Raw genomic sequence first — 17,236 nt, forward strand, 5'->3', positions numbered from 1 at the left:
GCGCATGAGCGGCACACTCTCTTCCAAACGGCCCAAGGCCATCTTGCTGTCGGCCCTGGTGTTTCCCGGCACCGGACATCTATTGCTGGGACGCAAGGCGCGCGGCGCGCTGTTCCTGCTGCCGTCGCTGCTGGCACTGCTGCTGGTGATCCGCAATATCATGGAGCGCACCGGACAGATCATGGACCAGATCAACAGCGGCGCCCTGCCGCTGGACGTGCAGCTGATTACCGAAAAAGTGGCGGCCCTGTCCGCCAACGACGGCCCCGGCATGCAGCTGGCCGTCGGCGTGCTGGTCGCCTGCTGGATCGCGGCGCTGGTCGACCTGCTGTTCATCAGATAATGGTATCGGAAGTTGCCGCGCGCAAGGCGCAGCTACGGCGCGAGCGGCATGCGGCCAAACACCAGGACGAGGGCGGAGCGCTGGCCTGGCGCGGCTGGTTTGACGGCTCGGCGCATCCGAATCCAGGCCGGCTGGGCATCGGCGCCCTGCTGCTGGGGCCAAACGGCGAGCGCATCGAAATCAGCGAACCGGCCGGTGATGGCGACAGCAGCGACGCCGAATATGCGGCGCTGACGGCCTTGCTGCGGGCGGCAGTGCCGCTGCGGCCCAAGCAGCTGCTGCTGTGCGGCGACAGCCAGGTGGTGATCAATGATGTGCTGGGCACCACCAGGACGGCGCAAGGCCTGGCAAGCCAGCGCACCGCCGTGCTGGCCTTGATGGAGCAATTGCCGCAGGTAAGCTTGCGCTGGATACCGCGTCACCGCAATGGCGAGGCGGACCGCTTGTCGCAGCTGGCAATCGCCAGCTTACCTTAGCGCCAGCGCGCTGCGCTCATCCAGTTTGAACACGCTGACCACCTCGGCCAGCTTGTGCGCCTGGTTCTGCATCGATTCGGCGGCGGCCGCCGCCTCTTCCACCAGAGCCGCGTTCTGCTGCGTGACCGCGTCCATCTGGCCGATGGCCCGGTTGATCTCGTCGATGCCCACGCTCTGCTCGCTGCTGGCGGCAGTGATTTCGGTAATGATGTCGCTCACGCGCTGCACGCTGGCAACGATATCGTTCATGGTCGAGCCGGCCTGGGCGACCAGCATGCTGCCCGCATTGACCTGCTCGACGGACGCGCCGATCAGGGCCTTGATTTCCTTTGCAGCGGAAGCCGAGCGTTGCGCCAGGTTGCGCACTTCGGACGCCACCACGGCAAAGCCGCGCCCCTGCTCGCCGGCGCGCGCCGCTTCCACGGCCGCGTTCAGGGCCAGGATATTGGTCTGGAAGGCGATGCCGTCAATCACGCCGATAATGTCGACGATCTTGTTCGAAGAACTGTTGATCGATTCCATGGTGCCGACCACCTGCGCCACTACCTCACCGCCCTTGACCGCCACCTGCGCGGCCGAGGCGGCCAGCTGATTGGCCTGGCGCGCATTGTCGGCGTTCTGTTTCACGGTCGAGGTCAGTTCTTCCATCGATGACGCCGTTTCTTCGAGCGAACCGGCCTGCTGTTCAGTGCGGCTCGACAGGTCCTGGTTGCCGGCCGCGATCTGCGTCGACGAGGTGGCGATGCTGTCGGTGCCGCTGCGTACTTCGCCGACGATACGCAGCAGGCTGGCATTCATGTCTTTCAGCGCCAACAGCAATTGCCCGGTTTCATCCTGCGCGCTGGCGTCGATCTGCGCCGTCAGGTCGCCGGCGGCCACGCGGCGCGCGACGCTCACGGCCGCGCGCAGCGGATGGACGATGCTGGTCGTCAGCAGCCATGCGCACACCCCGCCGAAAGCCAGCGCCAGCACGGCCAGGCACAGCAGCAGGTTGCGGCTGGCGACGGCCATTGCGTCGATATCATGGGCGGTGGCGTCGATGCTGGTGCGCTGGTACTGCAACAAATCCTGCGTGACTTTCAGGAACTTGGCCGAACCCGGCAGGAACGCGGCATCAAACACCACCTTCGCTTCGTCGAACTGGCCGTCCTTCTTCATCTTGTAGATCTGGTCACGCGAAATGATATAAGCCTTGCGCATCTCGCTGATCTGGCGAAACATCTCTTTTTCTTCCGGCGTCGACAGCAAGGCTTCGATTTTCTTTTGCAGCTCGCCCGACACAACCGACGAGGCCTTCGCTTCGTCGGCGAAAAAGGCGCCCAGTGTCGTGTCGCTGCTGCGCGCAATCGCCGCAGTGCGGCGGATGCCGCTGTCGATCTTGCCATACCAGTCGGAAATATAGCGTTCCTTGGCCAGCGGTTGCTCCATCATCAGGCGCGTGTCGGTCGCCACGTTGTGCAAGCGCAAGACGCTGATGCCGGTGATCAGTATGGAAAACAACAAAATACCTGCAAAACCCAGGCCCAGGCGCATACCGATGCTGACGTCTCTTAATAAATTCATATGATTATCCCGGGAGGCGACGCAGTTTGCGTCAGAGAAACAAGGTAGAAGAAAAACCAGGGAAGGGCAAGAGGGGAATGTGGCAGTGTTGCAGACCGGCACGCATGGATGCGCACCGTCTGGCAAAAAATTTGACGTCAGACGGGGGCCCCGAAATTTGCCTGGGGACTGACCTCAGTCAGGCAGCGAGCTTGTCGATCAGGCCCATATCCGCACTCGACATCAACTGGTCGATATCGACCAGGATCAGCATGCGCTCGTCGATGGTGCCCAGGCCAATCACATATTCGGTATTGATCGAGCTGCCCATGTCCGGCGCCGGCTTGATCTGTTCGGGCAGCAAGGTCGTCACGTCGGAGACGCTATCGACCACCATGCCAACCACGCGGTTGCCGATGTTGAGAATAATAACGACGGTGAACTGGTCATAGCTGGGCGTGCCCAGGTTGAACTTGATGCGCATGTCGACGATCGGCACGATGATGCCGCGCAGATTGACGACGCCCTTGACGAACTGCGGTGCGTTGGCAATGCGGGTCGGCGTTTCATAGCTGCGAATTTCGCTCACTTTTTGAATGTCGATGCCATATTCTTCCTGGCCCAGGGTAAAGGCCAGGTATTCGGCGGCCTTGGCGACGCCACCCGTTTCGCTGCTGCTATTCATGCTATTCCTTTCAAAAAACGCCCTGGGCTGGTCACCCCGCTGGCGCCGGTGGCGACATGCGTGCACATCGTTTCCATGACACAAGGCAGCAGCGGCTGGATGTGCCGTCACTGCCGTTTTTATAAACAATGCGTTTTAATTAGCTGATATGGCTAATTTCCGTATGGCAATATTACCTCATGTGAAATTTACATGCACTAAAAAAGGCAAGCGGCGTCGCGCGATGCACTTTTGTGCCACACTGGCGCCTGTTTTTTTCACGCCGGACAACTCCATGCATGATTCAACCACACAATGGCGGCCGCGCCTGGTGGTGCTGGCCACCGCCAGCCTGGGCGACGACAGCGCCCACGACATCAACCATCTGCACCGCGTATGGCGCAATGCCGGCGTGCTGCTGGAAGAACACCTTGAGGCCGACGCGCTGGTGGTGATGGCCGCCTGCTATCTGCACGACCTGGTCAACCTGCCGAAGAACCATCCGCAACGCCACCTCGCCTCGCGCCAGGCGGCCGTGCTGGCTTGCCGCCAGCTGGCGGAACAGGGTTTTCCTGAAGAAAAGCTGGCCGCCGTCGCCCACGCGATCGAGACCCACAGCTTTTCCGCCGACCTGACCCCAAACACCATCGAAGCGCAAATCGTGCAGGACGCCGACCGCATCGATGCGCTCGGCGCCGTGGGCCTGGCGCGCATGTTTTATACGGCCGCCCGCATGGGCAGCGCGCTGGCCCATGGCAGCGATCCGCTGGCCCTGCACCGCCCGCTCGACGACAAGGCATACTCGCTCGATCATATCGTCACCAAGCTCGACAAATTGCCCGGCAAGATGCGCACGGCGGCGGGACGCGCGCTGGCCGAACGGCGCTTGCAGATCCTGCTCGATTTCCGCGCCACCTTTGCCGAGGAATGGGGTACGGACACGGCCAGCACCTGATGTAAAGGGGCAATAAGCGAGCGATAGCCAGCGCGGCGCGCGCTGTCTATAATACAAAACCTGACCATCCCAGCCCTGCGGCCCTCACGCCGGCACGGTGCGCGCTGAAAGCTTGCATGACCGACCACGCCACGCCCGACTCCCCCTCATCCGCCGCACCTGCGTCGGCGCGTGCCGGCAATCTCAATTTCATCCTCGTCTGCGTCTTCATCGACATGCTGGGCATCGGCCTGGTGGTGCCGGTGCTGCCGATCCTGATCGGCGACTTTGTCGACGGCCCGGACCAGCAAGCGCTCTGGTATGGCATCATGGCCGCCGTCTTTGGTTTGCTGCAGTTCATTTTCATGCCCATGCTGGGCGCCATCAGCGACCGCGTCGGGCGCCGCCCCGTGCTGCTCTATTCCATGGCCGGCATGTGCGTCAACTTCCTCGTCACCGGCTGGGCGCCAAACCTGGCCTGCCTGTTTATCGGCCGCGTCATCGGCGGCGTCTCCTCGGCCAGCATGTCGGTGGCATCGGCCTATGCGTCCGATATTTCCACGCCGGACAACCGCGCCAGGAGCTTCGGCAAGATTGGCGCCGCCTTTGGCCTGGGCTTTATTTGCGGCCCGATGCTGGGTGGCTTGCTGGGTGATATCAATCTGCAACTGCCGTTTTTTGTCGCGGCCGGCCTGTCGGCCGCCAATTTCGTGTATGGCTATTTTTTCGTGCCCGAGTCGCTGGTGCAGGCGTCCCGCGCGCCGTTCACGCTGGCACGCATCAACCCGTTCGCCGCCCTGATCAAGCTGGTGCGCCGCGTGGACATCCGTGGCCTGGTGCTGGCCTTCGGCCTGATGACGTTTGCGCAAATGATGCTTAACACCACCTGGGTGCTGTACACGCATTTCCGCTTCGACTGGTCGCCGCGCCAGAACGGCTTCGCCCTGTTCTGCGTCGGCCTGTGCGCGGCAGTGGTGCAGGCAGGCTTGCTTGGCATCCTCGTCAAGCGCCTCGGCGAAATACGCTTGTCGCTGCTGGGCATGGCCTCGGGCGCCCTCACCTATCTGCTGTACGGCCTGGCCACGCAGGGCTGGATGATGTATGCGCTGATCCTGTGCAACCTGCTGGCCTTCGCCGCCGGCCCCGCGCTGCAGGGCATTATCTCGAAAGGGTCGGCGGCCGGCGAACAGGGCGAACTGATGGGGTCCTTGCAGTCGATCGGCAGCCTGGGCATCATCATCATGCCGCTGCTGGGCAGCCTGATCCTCGGCAAGGTGAGCCATCTGCCAGCCGATGACTGGCGTATCGGCAGCACCTTTTTTGTCTGCGCCACCATGCAGACGTTGGGCATGATCGTGGCATGGCGTTACTTCAAGGCGCGCCGCGACGCGCGCCTGGTGGTTTCCGCCTCGAAATAGACCTGCGCATAAAATTGCCATAAAGAAACAATGACGGAAATTGGGCTACAATAAGACACAAGATCGCAGATAAACCGCACAATCGGCCGCGCCTTACCGAAGCGCAAGCCGATCGCAAGCAAGGATGGGTATGACTGACTTTGATTACAGCGCCTGGCGCCGTACCGCGGCCGCATGGTCGCTGGCCTTGCCCGTGCTGGCGCTGGCCATGCCGGCCCGGGCCGAGTGCTCGCGCGACATCCAGGTCCCCGTGTCGCAGATCGGCGTCAGCGTGGTCGGCGCCGGCGCCATCGTCAACGGCATCTATCCCGAGATGCTGCGCACCCTGGGCGCCAAGATGGGATGCAACTTCGTGTTCAGTGTGGTGCCGCGCGCGCGCCTGGAAGCGCTGTTTGAAACCGGCAAGGCCGATCTCCTGATTCCGGCCAGCAGCACGCCACGCCGCGACCAGCACGGGCTGTTCATTCCCCTGCTGGGCAACCGCCCGCTGCTCATTACCCTGCAAGGCGGGCGCGAACCGGTCACCAGCATGCAGGAACTGCTCGAACGGCGCGACCTGAGGGTGGCGCTGGTGCGCGGCTACGACTACGGCCACTCCTACCAGGCGCTGGCCAGGGAACTGGGCAGCCAGGGCCGGCTGTTCTATGAAGTCGACGCCCTGTCGATTGCGCGCCTGATGCAAAGCGGCTTTATCGACGCCACCATCATGAACCCCACGATATTGTCGGGCGCGGTGCAAAACGATGCACGCGTCAATGGCCTGGCCGACCGCCTGCGCCTCGAAGCGCTACCCGAACTGCCATGGGGTCACACCGGCGCGTATATCTCGCGCAAGTCGCTCACTGCGAACGACCAGGCGGTGCTGCGCGAACTGCTGGAAAAAGCCGGCCGTTCGGGCATGCTGATGGAAAGCTTCCAGCGCAACCACCGCACCGAATTGCTGTCCATGAGCATACGGCCGCGCTAGGCCTTACTGGTTGGCGACGATCGGCAATTCGACCGCGCTGGCGCTTCCCGCCCCGTGATACACGCGCTGCGTCGCCTTTTTATAGTCCCCCGGCTGGGCCAGGAAGATATTCGGCACGAAGGTCTGCGGATTGCGGTCGTACAGCGGGAACCAGCTCGACTGGATCTGCACGGCGATGCGGTGGCCGGGCAGGAACACGTGGTTGGCGTTCGGCAGCGCAAAGCGGTAGCGCTCGACTTTGCCTGACGGTATCGCCGTCGGGTGTTCCAGGCTGTCGCGGTAGCGGCCGCGGAAGATATCCATCGCCACCCCCAGCTGGTAGCCGCCCATGGCCGGCTGCGCCGGCACTTCGTCCGGATACACGTCGATCAGCTTGACCACCCAGTCGGCGTCGCTGCCGCTGGTGCTGGCAAACAGATTGACCACCGGCGCGCCGGCGATGTGCACGGCCTCTTTCAATGGCGCCGATACATAGCTGAGCACGTCGGTGCGGTCGGCGTAGCCGCGCTGGTCGCTGACCAGCCACGGCTTCCACACCTCGCCATCGTTCAGGCGCACGGGGCGCGGCACGAACGGCACCGGCTTGGCCGGGTCGGCCATGTATTCGTCGAACCCGCCGGTGGCGGCGTCCGGCGCGCCGGCCGGCGCATTGAAGCCCAGTTGGTTGCCATCCTGCAGGTAGATCGGCGTCAGTTTGGTGTCGCAGCTCTCGCAGGCCAGCGGCCAGCGCTGCAATCGCTGCCACTGGTTGGTGCCGCTCTGGTACGACAGCACGGGCGGCGTGTGCGCTTCCGGCGCGCCATCTTTCAGGTACTGGTTCAGGAAGGGCTGCATGACCTTTTCGCGGAACTGGCGCGCCGTGTCGCCGTCGAATTTCAACGCACCCAGGCTGGAACCTTCGTAGTTGACGCCGCTGTGGCGCCACGGGCCGATCGCCAGGTAGTTGAGGTTGTTGCGCTGGTCCTTGCCTTCCATTGCCGCATAGGTGGCGTACGCGCCGTAGATGTCTTCCTGGTCCCACTGCCCCACCACATGCATGGTCGGCACGGTCAGGGGCCTTTTGGCGAGGATCTTGTCGAGCGCCTGCTCCTGCCAGTAGCTGTCGTAGGCCGGGTGTTCGAACAGTTTTTTGGTGTACGTCAGCTTGTCGATACCGAATTTTCTGGCAAAGTCGCCGGCCGAACCGATGCGCAAATACGCTTCGTAATCGTCGTACATGCCCAGCACGGGCGACTCGGCGCTGCCTCGCACGCTGGTCTGCCAGGCCAGGTAGGACAAGCTGGGCATGCGGAAGGCGCCATTGTGAAACCAGTCGTCGCCGCGCCAGCCGTCGACCATGGCGCTCATGGGAATGGCCACCTTCAGCGCCGGATGCGGCTCGACCAGCGCCATCAGCACCGTATGGCCTTCATAGGACGAGCCCAGCATGCCGACCTTGCCATTGGTCTCGGGAATATTTTTCACCAGCCAATCGATGGTGTCCCAGGCGTCGGTGACATTGTCCACCCTGGTGTTGTTGAGCGGGCCGCGCACCGGGCGCGTCATCACATAGTCGCCTTCGGAACCATTTTTGCCGCGCACGTCCTGGAATACGCGGATATAGCCGTTCTCGACCAGGGTATCGTCGCCCTGCGGCAGGGTCGCCAGCATGCTGGGGCTGTTGGCGCGCTGGGCCCGCCGCGCCGCGTTATACGGCGTGCGCGTGAGCATGATCGGCGCGCTTTTGGCCCCCTTCGGCAGCACGATGACGGTATACAGCTTGACGCCGTCGCGCATCGGGATCATCACCACGCGCCTGACATAGTCGTTCAGGTCGGGCATGACCAGCTTGCTGCCGATATCGGGCGTCATCGGCGGCGTTTGCGCCAGTGCAAAGCCCGGCACGGCCAGGGTAGTCATCAGGGCAAGACCGGCAAGCCGGAGAGGTGGTGCGACACGCATGTGAACTCCATTCAGCAGAACAGGCAAGAATAGCCAACAAGCAATAATACCTGTTATGCAAAACGATCACGGCAGATAAATCGCCGGGCAGCTTGACAGACAGCTGTCAAACTGCAACCATACCGCCATGAATTTTATCCCGTCACAACACGCTTGCTCGAATTGGTGGTCCCGCTCACTCCGCGCGGCCACTGCATAGTGATGTGATTTTGATCAACGCCGCCTCGCTCGGTGGCGTAACAGGAAAATCCTGGATCATCCCGACAAGGCGGCTCGAAAGGAAACTTGATGAGCTTGCCAAATACCCCTGATACCCCAGACACGGCCGAAGCGGCAGCGCCGCTGTCGGCCGCCGCCATCGCCTCGCAGTCCGTGATCCTGACGGGCGACCGCCCGACAGGCCCCTTGCACCTGGGCCACTACGTGGGCAGCCTGCGCAACCGCGTGACGTACCAGCACGACTACCGGCAATTCATCATGCTGGCCGACGCCCAGGCGCTGACCGACAATATGGACGATATCGACAAGGTCCACCGCAATGTGGTGGAAGTGGCGCTCGACTACCTGGCCGTCGGCATCGATCCGACCAAGACCACCGTCTTCATCCAGTCGCAGATTCCCGAACTGGCCGAGCTGACCTTCTATTATCTCAATATCGTCACCGTGGCGCGCCTCGAGCGCAACCCGACCGTCAAGGAAGAGATCCGCCTGCGCGGCTTCGAACGCGACATCCCGGCCGGTTTCCTCACCTATCCGGCCAGCCAGGCGGCCGATATCACGGCCTTCAAGGCCGGCGTGGTGCCGGTCGGCGAAGACCAGATCCCGATGATCGAACAGACCAATGAAATCGTGCGCCGCTTCAACCGCATGTACCACCGCGAAGTGCTCATGGAATGCAAGGCGCTGGTGCCGGAAATCGGCCGCCTGCCCGGTATCGACGGCAAGGCCAAGATGAGCAAGTCCTTGGGCAACACCATCAACCTGGGCGCCACGCCGGACGAAATCACGGCCGCCGTGAAAAAAGTCTATACCGACCCGCTGCACCTGCGCGTGGCCGACCCCGGCCATCTGGAAGGCAACGTGGCCTTCATCTACCTCGATGCCTTCGACCAGGACAAGGCCGCCCTGGCCGAAATGAAAGCCCATTATGTACGCGGCGGCCTGGGCGACAGCATCGTCAAGAAGCGCCTGGAAGTGGTGCTGCAGGAACTGCTGGCGCCGATCCGCGCGCGCCGCGAAGAGTTCGCCAAGGACAAGGGACAAGTCATCCAGATGTTGAAAGAAGGCACTTTCCGCGCGCGTGAAGTGGCGGCCCGCACGGCCGATGAAGTCAAGTCGGCGCTGGGCCTGAACTATTTCTGATGCAATGAGCGAGACCACCATCGAACAGCTGCTGCAGCAGCATTTTTCCATCGATGCGCTGCAGCAGGCGCCGGCACCCCTGCAACAGGCGCTGGCCATGCTCGGCGGCTGGCTGGCCGGCGCGCGCGCAGTGCCGTATCCGCACCTGCCATTCGAGCAGTTGCTGGGGCAGTTGTCCGACACGCAGCTGCCTGCCGACGGCATGCCGGTGATGGCCTTCCTGCAAGAACTCGACAGCACGGTGCTGGCCAATACGGCCCAGCTGAACCACCCGCGCTATATCGGCCACATGACGCAGGCCCTGCCCTGGATCAGCGTGCTGGCCGAGGCGTTCACGGCCGCGCTGAACCAGAACCAGGTGAAGATCGAAACGGCGTATGTCTCGACCCTGATCGAAAAGCAGCTCCTGGGCTGGCTGCACCGCCAGGTGTACCGGCACGAGGACGCCGTCTACACGCAGGCCATGGCGGCCACCAGCGGCGCGCTGGGCAATGTCGTCAACGGCGGCACCATGGGCAACCTGACGGCGCTGGCCGTGGCGCTGGAACAGCAGTTGCCCGGCACGCGCAAGCGCGGCCTGTTTGCCACCATGCAAGAATCCGGCCACGCCGGCCTGGCCGTGATCGGCTCGGCGCGCAGCCATTATTCCATCAAAAAAGCGCTCGCCAGCCTGGGCCTCGGCGAGGCGGCGCTGCACCTGGTGCCGGTCGAGCGCGACAACCGCATCGATCTCAACGCGCTCGAAGCGACGATTGCGCAGCTAAAGGCGCGCAAGATCAAAATCATCGCCATGGTTGGCATCGCGGGAACCACCGAAACCGGCGCCATCGATCCGCTGGCGGCAATGGCCGCCATTGCCGCGCGCGAAGCGATCTGGTTCCATGTCGACGCGGCCTGGGGCGGCGCCCTGCTGGTCGCCGAGCAATACCGCCCTCTGTACCAGGGCATCGAACTGGCCGACTCGGTGGTGATCGACGGCCATAAACTGCTGTGGGTGCCGATGGCGCAAAGCATGGTGTTATTCAAGAGCAGCGCCAGCCTGAACCTGCTGAAACACAACGCCAACTACATTTTGCGCGACAACTCGGGCGACCTGGGCCAGACTTCGCTGGAAGGCTCGCGCCGTTTTGACGCCCTGAAACTGTGGACTTCGTTCAAGGTGCTGGGCGTGTCGGGCTATACCACCTTGCTGCGGCAGGCGGCCACCTTGAGCCAGCAGATGCAGGACCTGCTGATTGATCAGCAGGACTTCGAGCTGGTCACGCGTTCCGACACCTTTATCCTGACCTACCGTTATGTGCCCACGCAGTTGCGCCAGCGCATGGACCTGTTGCTGGCCGCTGGCGAGCTTGAGGCGGCGCTGGCGCTGAACCAGCAGCTCAACACTCTCAACGCCAGGCTGCAGAACCGGCAGAAGGCCGAAGGCCAGAGTTTTGTCTCGCGCACCGTGCTCGAATCGACGCGCTATCCTGGCCCCACCACCGTGCTGCGCGTGGTGATGACCAACGTCAATACCGGGCCGCAGCACTTGCGCGCCATCCTCGGCGAACAGCGCGCCATCGGGCAGGCGCTGGTGGAGCAATTGGGCTGACGCGGCGAGGCCTTCCTGTTAGGTAGGGCGTTGCTGGCATCCATTCCGACGCCAGCAACTTGCGGACAGTTCACATCCGCCCCATCCAATTCCAGCGGCTTTGCAGGCTGTTCATCACGCATCGTTAAATCAAAGGCTTGCGCTTTGATCGCCCGCATCGCCGCCTTGACGGAAGCGGGCAGGCCTCAGTTGCAGTCCACTAAAAATAGTACCCAGCCTGCAAATTGACCCGATGGTTGACGCCATCATACTTGGCCGGGGTCGAGGCAAGGCCGCCAAAATCCGGTCCCATGTAGGGCTGGTGCCTGCCCGCCATAAAGTCGGTGTAGAAGTACCATTTGCCGGCACTAAAGCTCATCCCGGTCACGTTTTGCAGCGAGTCCTTGTAGTTGCCGACACGCTTTTTCAGCATGCTGAAATCATTGTAAATCTTGAACCCGGTGAACGGACCGATGGACCCCGCAATGTCATAGCTGACGTTGGCGATAAAGATATCGCCCTTGGCCGCCACCGGATACGGATAGCCGAATGCACCGAGCATCACGAAGCTGTTCGGATCCAGGCCGCCGTAGGTCTGGCTAGCCGTATGCCTGGTATTGTAGTTGTAGCGCAGTGCTTCGAGCATGATGCCGACCGGACCAAAAGTGCCTTTGTAGTGGACCGCGAACGCATTGCGGCGCGACGTCTGGTTGGCGCCGTTGTCGATTTCGCCGGTCAGGGCGGACAAGCCGACCTCCTGCTTTTCACCGGGACCGACGTGCCAGGCGACGCGTCCGACCAGGGTATTGTGCTCACTGTCCTTTTGACCAGTGCCATAGCCCTGCGCACTCTCGTCCGCAACGATATTGTACGAATAACGGTTCGATTTCCTGGCCGTGTTGGAACTGCCGCCATACGATCCGCCATCGCGCGGATAGAAACCGAGCTGCCATTCCATCGGGCCAGGCTTGCTGGCATACGTCACGCCCAGGTCATACGTGTCTTCAAAGCCGGTGTAAAACGAGATCGACTCGTAGAAGTTATTGGAGGCAAACGGCTGCAGGCCAAACGGAATCTTGTCCAGCCCGACGTGCACCGTGCTCTTGTCCGCAAAGCGCGTGCCGACCCAGCCGTGATGCAGGAAATGCTGATTATAGTCGCCCTGCCCCTTCGGGTAGTCGTTGTAGCGGTATTGAGCGGAACCGATCCACTGGCCATCGTCGTAGTTGACGTCCAGGCGCGCCGTGTCCAGCCCGAAGAAACCGTGGGGATGGTCGGCCTGCCAATTCTTGTACACGTAATTAAAACGGATCGCCCCGCCGATGCTCAGTGGCGATTGCACCGGTGACGGGGCCGCATCCTCGGCATATGCGGTAACGCTGGCCAGCATGGCCGCTGCGCACAGCGAGCGGCACCAAAAACCTTTGATCAAATTCACGTGCATGATTTCCCCTGGTATTTTATTTTTTCGTAGAATATTTCTGACTGGCATTATCCACTACTATTTGGCGCCCGCTTCCAGGCGTTTCAGATAAGCCGCTTCCAGCTTGGCGATGTCGACTTTTTTCAACTCGGCGTCAAAAGCTTCCTGCAGCGCCTTGCCGGCCGCAGTGCGGCGGAAGCAGACGTGCAGCGTGTTTTCAGTCAGCAAATGATCACTGAACATCACGCTGTCCTTGGCGGCGCTGCGCATCGTCAGGTAACGCAGCACCAGTTTGTCGATGACGATGCCGGGGATCTTTTTACCCACCAGCTTGCGTACGTTATTTGTATCGCTGCTGACCGTATCGACTTGCTGCTTGCCCTGCTTCACGGCGGCGTCGAACTCGGCGCTATTGGCATAACCTTCCACCACGCCAATCTTGAACGCCGCCAGGTCGCTGGTGGCTTTCCATGGCACCGGCGCATCCTTCAGGTAACCGATTCCCGTTTCACTCTTTCCTATCGGCTGCGACAGGTAGCACTTGGTCTGCGCCCTTTCAGCCGTGTAATACGCCGGGAAATAGCCGGCATACCCGGGCTCGGCCTCGCCTTTGGCCACCGCTTCCTTCCATTCGAAAAACCTGACCTTGATGCTGTTGCCCAGCCGCTTTTCCACTTCCGCGATGACGCTGCTGGACAGACCATCTCCAGGCAGGGACGCACCGGTAAACGGCATCCACTCCAGGCTGGCCAGCTGCAGGGTGGTTGCCGGCTCCGCCGCGAACGCTTGCAGTGAAACCGTGAAGGCTGTTACGGCAATGATTTTTTTCATTTTTTTCTCCGACCACATTAATGAACATCCGCCGGGGAGCGCTCGGCAGGCGGCCTTATTTTTTTGCTGCAGCCCGCGCCGCCGTCAGCCAGCCATCGTAGATGCGCTGCTTGGCCTTGATCCACGCGGCAACGTGACGATCGATGTCCGCCGAAGTGTTCTCGCCTTCATGCATGCGGAAATTCTGCGCATTGATGTCATTCACGTCGATATTGACCAGCTCGAAGAACTTCGCGGCCGCAGGATTAGCCTGTGCGAATGCCTTGCTGGTCATTACATGCTGCGTATTTGCCACGAAGCCGTAGTCTTTTCCGTTAGGCAGTTTCGTGCTGACCGCTGGATTGTCCGGTTGCGCAGAAAACGGTACTTCCAGCCAAACCACGTCCTTGCCCGGCACCAGCACGGAACTCACGTAGTACGGAGTCCACGTGTAATAAAGGATGGGTTTGCCTTCCTTGTAGCGGGTAAAGACATCGGCCATCAGTGCGGCATATGATCCTTGCTTGTGCGTCACCGTGGCGCGCAATTTGTAGGCGTCGAGCTGGTATTCGATGGCTTTCTCGCAGCCCCAGCCCGGCGTGCAGCCGGCCAGGTCGGCCTTGCCGTCACCGTCCGCGTCAAACAATTTCGCAATCGCCGGGTCTTTCAGTTGCGCGATATTGGTGATCTTGTATTTGTCGGCGGTTTTTTTGTCGATCAAATACCCCTGCAGCGCGTTCGAGGTGATCACGCCTTTGCGCACCAGCTTTTCATCCCCGCCGGCGCTCTGGTAGAACGGATCTTGCAACGGTTGCCACTGTGCCGCCATGAAGGTGCCGTCACCGTTGGCTATCGCCACGTGGGCGGTGGCGTACTCGACTTCCGATGTGCGCTTGACGTCGTAGCCCAGGTCTTTCAGTCCCTGGATCACTACCCTGGTCTGGAACGCTTCCTCCTGCTGTGCCGTCTGCACGGGAACCACAACCACCCCTTTGCCGGGTGTCAGAGACTGGGCGCCGGCCGCCCCCGTGATCAGCGCCAGCGCTGCCGATGCGAAGCCCATTTGCATGAAGCCGCGCGCAATGATTCCTTGTTTCATATGTTCATCCCCCTTGGTTAACATCATCGAATTTTTATTGAACGAAGGTTCAGGCACCTTTGCGTACCTGCCCCATCGATTGCGTCATGCGGTCGAGCACGATCGCCATCAGCACGATGCCCACTCCCCCCACCGTCGCCAGCCCCATGTCGAGCCGGCCGATCCCGCGCAACACCATCTGCCCCAGGCCACCGACCGCGATCATCGATGCAATGACCACCATCGACAGCGACAGCATCAGGGCCTGGTTGACCCCCGCCATGATGGTGGGCAGCGCCAGCGGCAGTTGGACCCGCACCAGCAATTGCCACGGCGAGGCGCCAAACGAGCGCGACGCCTCGATCAGGTCGGGACGCACCTGGCGTATGCCCAGATTGGTCAGGCGTATCAGCGGCGCCAGCGCGAAGATGATGGTGACTACCACGCCAGGCACGTTGCCGATACCGAACAACATCACCACCGGCACCAGATAGACAAAGGCCGGCGTGGTCTGCATCGCGTCCAGCCCGGGCCGCATCACCTCCTGCAAGCGGTCGCTGCGTGCCACCGCGATCCCCAGCGGCAACCCGATCAGGATGCAGAAGATGAGCGAGGTCAGCACCAGCGCCAGCGTGACCATGGCTTCCGACCAGGCGCCGATCAGGCCAATGAGGACAAACGCTATCACGCTGCCGATGGCCAGCTTGCGCCCGTTCACCCGCCAGGCGATCAGGAAGATCAGCAACAACATCAACAGTTGCGGCATCGATTGCAGGCCAAGCTCCACGCTGCTCAGGAGATAGTTGATCGGCACGCGTATCGCCTGGAACGCCGGCCGGAAGTGCGTCACCACCCAGCTCAGCGCCAGGCCCACCCAGTCGCTCAGGGGGATCACGGCGTCATTGAAGGGATGCCACCAGTCGATGCCGGTGGACACCGCACTATGAGCTGCGCCCAGGAAATCATTGCTCGCTGCGGCCGGCGCCGCGCCCCACTGGTCGACCGGGGCGGACGCCGCCGCGATGGCCGCGTCGGAAACCGCCGCACTGGCGGAATCGGAAACCGCTGCGCTGGCGGCATCGGAAGCCGCCGCGCTGGCGGCCTGTGCAACGGGCTGCGCTATGGAAGTGCTCATGAATAGTTTCTCCTTATTTGAACTTGTTCGAACTTGTGTGAACTTAGGCCTTGACCTGCACCACATTCGACGGCTCGTGCACCGGCGCCCCCGATCGCTGCCCCAGGAACTCCAGCACGCGGGACTTGCTGACCGCGCCCATATAGCGTCCGCCGGCATCGCAGATCGGCACGTCGTGCGGGCAGTTGGCCAGCGGCCCGTAGAGATCCGAGACCGGCGTGTCCGCCGCCAGGCTCGATGTGTTGGGCAAGAACGCGTTGCGCAGCCTTGGCTGACTATTGCCGCGCAACTCCTGTTCGAGCGCATCGATCGACACCACGCCCTGGAACTTGCGGCCACGGTCCACCACATAACCGTACTGGCAGCCATTGGCCGTCAACTGCGCCAGCACCTCGCGCACATCCTGCGTGTCCAGTTCGACGATGGCTTCGGCCCGCATGTCCGAGACGTCCACGGCCGTAAACAGATTGGTGACGTTGACGTTCTTGAAGAAGGAGCGCACATAATCGTTGGCGGGATTCTTGATGATGTCTTCCGCCGTCCCGACCTGTACCACCACCCCGCCTTCCATGATGGCGATCCGGTCGCCGATCCGGAACGCTTCCTCGATGTCGTGCGAAATGAAGATGATGGTGCGTTTATCGTTGCGCTGCAGTTTGATCAGCTCTCCTTGCATCTCGTAGCGGATCAGCGGATCCAGGGCCGAGAATGCCTCATCCATCAACAGCACCGAGGGATCGTTGGCCAGCGCGCGGGCCAGGCCCACGCGCTGCTGCATCCCGCCAGACAGTTCATGCGGGTAGCTGTGGGCGCGCGCGCCCAGGCCAACCTGGTCGAGCGCCTGCTGCGCTTTTTTATCGCGCACCGCACGCGGCACGCCGGCCAGTTCAAGCCCGAACCCGGCGTTCTGCAGCACCGTCAGATGGGGCATCAGCGCGAACGACTGGAACACCATGCTGATGTGCCGCCGCCGCAGTTCGCGCAACTGTGCTTCCGACATGCTGGCGATATCGACGCCGTCGAATATGACCTGGCCCGACGTCGGTGCGGTCAGCCGGTTGAGCAGCCGCACCAGGGTCGACTTCCCCGAACCGGACAGCCCCATCACGACGAAGATCTCCCCCTCATAGACCGTAAACGACGCATCGTTCACCCCCAGCGTCTGCCCGGTCCGGGCAAAGATCTCGGCCTTGTCCACGCCCTGGCGGACCAGCTTCATGGCATCTTCCGGTCGGTCACCGAAGACCTTGTACAGATTCTTGACGATTAGTCGTTCTTTCATTTCTGCCATCCCCATTGATTGCCGGCTGCACAAACTGGCGCTGCGCATGACGGCGTGTGATTGCTTTGGAATTCCACATCTGGACTACAAGATACACTGCCCCTTTGTCGCAAATTGTCCGATTCCGACATCCTGTTGACCACGTGCGTCAGCTTTGTTTCGCGCCGCGCCGCGCCCTGAAAGCGCAGCGGGCACAACACTTGCATGAAGAAACGGTGCGGCCCCGGTCACGCACCGACACAGTGCGGTGGCGCAGTTTCAGGGAGCCAATTGCGCGTTTCCGATCACCCG

General features: G+C 61.9%; 15 protein-coding genes. 7 read left to right on the forward strand and 8 right to left on the reverse strand.

What is annotated here, in order from left to right; translation table 11 throughout:
* The first annotated feature begins 4 nt into the window (after window positions 1–4).
* Window positions 5–343: a hypothetical protein gene (locus CD932_RS19315; protein ID WP_094444500.1), complete on the forward strand. Its 339-nt coding sequence runs from the start codon at window positions 5–7 to the stop codon at window positions 341–343.
* The gene (locus CD932_RS19320; RefSeq protein ID WP_094444368.1) at window positions 343–819 is read left to right on the forward strand and encodes a ribonuclease HI family protein; all 477 of its coding nucleotides are present in this window, start codon (window positions 343–345) and stop codon (window positions 817–819) included. Before CD932_RS19315 ends, CD932_RS19320 begins: the two co-directional genes overlap by 1 nt.
* On the opposite strand, the gene CD932_RS19325 is transcribed toward CD932_RS19320, so the two are convergent.
* Both CD932_RS19325 and CD932_RS19330 read right to left on the reverse strand, forming a co-directional pair.
* Window positions 811–2,382 (reverse strand): methyl-accepting chemotaxis protein, encoded by a 1,572-nt coding sequence (locus tag CD932_RS19325; RefSeq protein ID WP_094444369.1) that lies wholly within the window; start codon window positions 2,380–2,382, stop codon window positions 811–813. The two genes, CD932_RS19320 and CD932_RS19325, sit on opposite strands and share 9 nt — an antisense overlap.
* 178 nt (window positions 2,383–2,560) lie before the next feature.
* Window positions 2,561–3,046, reverse strand: a complete 486-nt coding sequence (locus tag CD932_RS19330) for a chemotaxis protein CheW (protein ID WP_094444370.1) — start codon at window positions 3,044–3,046, stop codon at window positions 2,561–2,563.
* A 274-nt stretch (window positions 3,047–3,320) separates the two neighbouring features.
* On the opposite strand from CD932_RS19330, the gene CD932_RS19335 reads away from it, so the two are divergent.
* From CD932_RS19335 to CD932_RS19345, 3 genes are all read left to right on the forward strand, one after another.
* A complete protein-coding gene (locus CD932_RS19335; protein ID WP_094444501.1) occupies window positions 3,321–3,980 on the forward strand; it encodes an HD domain-containing protein in 660 nt (219 codons plus the stop codon).
* A gap of 116 nt (window positions 3,981–4,096) precedes the next feature.
* Window positions 4,097–5,377 carry an MFS transporter gene (locus tag CD932_RS19340; RefSeq protein WP_094444371.1) on the forward strand — a complete coding sequence of 427 codons (1,281 nt, stop codon included), beginning with the start codon at window positions 4,097–4,099 and terminating at the stop codon, window positions 5,375–5,377.
* A gap of 130 nt (window positions 5,378–5,507) precedes the next feature.
* Window positions 5,508–6,344 carry an ABC transporter substrate-binding protein gene (locus tag CD932_RS19345; RefSeq protein WP_094444372.1) on the forward strand — a complete coding sequence of 279 codons (837 nt, stop codon included), beginning with the start codon at window positions 5,508–5,510 and terminating at the stop codon, window positions 6,342–6,344.
* A 3-nt stretch (window positions 6,345–6,347) separates the two neighbouring features.
* Here the strand turns inward: CD932_RS19345 and CD932_RS19350 are convergent, their stop codons facing one another.
* Window positions 6,348–8,285: a CocE/NonD family hydrolase gene (locus CD932_RS19350; protein WP_094444373.1), complete on the reverse strand. Its 1,938-nt coding sequence runs from the start codon at window positions 8,283–8,285 to the stop codon at window positions 6,348–6,350.
* A 288-nt stretch (window positions 8,286–8,573) separates the two neighbouring features.
* Between CD932_RS19350 and trpS the strand changes: the two genes are divergently transcribed.
* Together trpS and CD932_RS19360 are read left to right on the forward strand one after the other, a co-directional pair.
* Window positions 8,574–9,647 (forward strand): tryptophan--tRNA ligase, encoded by a 1,074-nt coding sequence (gene trpS / locus CD932_RS19355; protein ID WP_254926674.1) that lies wholly within the window; start codon window positions 8,574–8,576, stop codon window positions 9,645–9,647.
* A 4-nt stretch (window positions 9,648–9,651) separates the two neighbouring features.
* On the forward strand, window positions 9,652–11,238 hold the full coding sequence (locus CD932_RS19360; RefSeq protein WP_094444374.1) for a pyridoxal-dependent decarboxylase: 1,587 nt from the start codon (window positions 9,652–9,654) through the stop codon (window positions 11,236–11,238).
* 199 nt (window positions 11,239–11,437) lie between these two features.
* Here the strand turns inward: CD932_RS19360 and CD932_RS19365 are convergent, their stop codons facing one another.
* The 5 genes from CD932_RS19365 to proV are packed head-to-tail and all read right to left on the reverse strand — an operon-like array spanning window position 11,438 to window position 16,945.
* Window positions 11,438–12,661: a hypothetical protein gene (locus CD932_RS19365; protein ID WP_254926675.1), complete on the reverse strand. Its 1,224-nt coding sequence runs from the start codon at window positions 12,659–12,661 to the stop codon at window positions 11,438–11,440.
* Window positions 12,662–12,718: 57 nt separating this feature from the next.
* Window positions 12,719–13,471, reverse strand: coding sequence for an ABC transporter substrate-binding protein (locus CD932_RS19370; protein WP_176461054.1), 753 nt, complete (start codon window positions 13,469–13,471; stop codon window positions 12,719–12,721).
* Window positions 13,472–13,526: 55 nt separating this feature from the next.
* The gene (gene proX, locus CD932_RS19375) at window positions 13,527–14,549 is read right to left on the reverse strand and encodes a glycine betaine/L-proline ABC transporter substrate-binding protein ProX (protein ID WP_254926686.1); all 1,023 of its coding nucleotides are present in this window, start codon (window positions 14,547–14,549) and stop codon (window positions 13,527–13,529) included.
* Between the two features lie 49 nt (window positions 14,550–14,598).
* A complete protein-coding gene (gene proW / locus CD932_RS19380) occupies window positions 14,599–15,663 on the reverse strand; it encodes a glycine betaine/L-proline ABC transporter permease ProW (RefSeq protein ID WP_094444376.1) in 1,065 nt (354 codons plus the stop codon).
* Window positions 15,664–15,706: 43 nt separating this feature from the next.
* A complete protein-coding gene (gene proV, locus CD932_RS19385; RefSeq protein ID WP_094444505.1) occupies window positions 15,707–16,945 on the reverse strand; it encodes a glycine betaine/L-proline ABC transporter ATP-binding protein ProV in 1,239 nt (412 codons plus the stop codon).
* Between the last annotated feature and the right edge of the window lie 291 nt (window positions 16,946–17,236).

Source organism: Janthinobacterium sp. PC23-8 (assembly GCF_002250505.1).
Lineage (GTDB): Bacteria > Pseudomonadota > Gammaproteobacteria > Burkholderiales > Burkholderiaceae_D > Janthinobacterium.

Excerpts from the sequence above, each read along its gene's own strand:
- CD932_RS19350 (WP_094444373.1), bottom strand. The coding sequence starts at position 8,285 with ATGCGTGTCGCACCACCTCTCCGGCTTGCCGGTCTTGCCCTGATGACT.
- CD932_RS19335 (WP_094444501.1), top strand. The coding sequence starts at position 3,321 with ATGCATGATTCAACCACACAATGGCGGCCGCGCCTGGTGGTGCTGGCC.
- trpS (WP_254926674.1), top strand. The coding sequence starts at position 8,574 with ATGAGCTTGCCAAATACCCCTGATACCCCAGACACGGCCGAAGCGGCA.
- proX (WP_254926686.1), bottom strand. The coding sequence starts at position 14,549 with ATGAAACAAGGAATCATTGCGCGCGGCTTCATGCAAATGGGCTTCGCA.
- CD932_RS19345 (WP_094444372.1), top strand. The coding sequence starts at position 5,508 with ATGACTGACTTTGATTACAGCGCCTGGCGCCGTACCGCGGCCGCATGG.
- CD932_RS19325 (WP_094444369.1), bottom strand. The coding sequence starts at position 2,382 with ATGAATTTATTAAGAGACGTCAGCATCGGTATGCGCCTGGGCCTGGGT.
- proW (WP_094444376.1), bottom strand. The coding sequence starts at position 15,663 with ATGAGCACTTCCATAGCGCAGCCCGTTGCACAGGCCGCCAGCGCGGCG.
- CD932_RS19315 (WP_094444500.1), top strand. The coding sequence starts at position 5 with ATGAGCGGCACACTCTCTTCCAAACGGCCCAAGGCCATCTTGCTGTCG.
- proV (WP_094444505.1), bottom strand. The coding sequence starts at position 16,945 with ATGAAAGAACGACTAATCGTCAAGAATCTGTACAAGGTCTTCGGTGAC.
- CD932_RS19330 (WP_094444370.1), bottom strand. The coding sequence starts at position 3,046 with ATGAATAGCAGCAGCGAAACGGGTGGCGTCGCCAAGGCCGCCGAATAC.
- CD932_RS19320 (WP_094444368.1), top strand. The coding sequence starts at position 343 with ATGGTATCGGAAGTTGCCGCGCGCAAGGCGCAGCTACGGCGCGAGCGG.
- CD932_RS19365 (WP_254926675.1), bottom strand. The coding sequence starts at position 12,661 with ATGCACGTGAATTTGATCAAAGGTTTTTGGTGCCGCTCGCTGTGCGCA.
- CD932_RS19370 (WP_176461054.1), bottom strand. The coding sequence starts at position 13,471 with ATGAAAAAAATCATTGCCGTAACAGCCTTCACGGTTTCACTGCAAGCG.
- CD932_RS19360 (WP_094444374.1), top strand. The coding sequence starts at position 9,652 with ATGAGCGAGACCACCATCGAACAGCTGCTGCAGCAGCATTTTTCCATC.
- CD932_RS19340 (WP_094444371.1), top strand. The coding sequence starts at position 4,097 with ATGACCGACCACGCCACGCCCGACTCCCCCTCATCCGCCGCACCTGCG.